This is a genomic window from Pseudoalteromonas sp. CR1 (genome assembly GCF_019392235.1).
Taxonomy (GTDB): Bacteria; Pseudomonadota; Gammaproteobacteria; order Enterobacterales; family Alteromonadaceae; genus Pseudoalteromonas.
This window is the reverse complement of the sequence record NZ_JAHXRM010000533.1, coordinates 1-245: the sequence shown is the minus strand read 5'-3', so window position 1 is coordinate 245 and position 245 is coordinate 1. Positions and strand designations below refer to the sequence as shown.

1 protein-coding gene is annotated in these 245 nt (G+C 63.7%); it reads right to left on the bottom strand.

From position 1 onward, the window contains the following. Nucleotides 1–245, bottom strand: a 245-nt coding sequence (locus KZZ04_RS20440; protein ID WP_219424069.1) for a prolyl oligopeptidase family serine peptidase, incomplete at both ends; no start/stop codon positions are given.

Here is a 245-nt window from a genome sequence, read left to right as displayed (position 1 = left end):
CCCGCCGACGCTCAACCGCTCCCACAAAAAGCGGTAGACCAACGCTTTCATGTACGCACTCTGCGCGTTATCCGCCGCCCCCCCATGGCCGCCTTCGATGTTCTCGTAATAGGTGACGTCCTGGTTGGCCGCGATCATCCTGGCCGCCAGCTTGCGGGCGTGGGCCGGGTGTACACGGTCATCACGGGTCGAGGTGGTGAACAACACTGGCGGGTAGGTCTGCGCCGGGTCGAACAGGTGGTAAG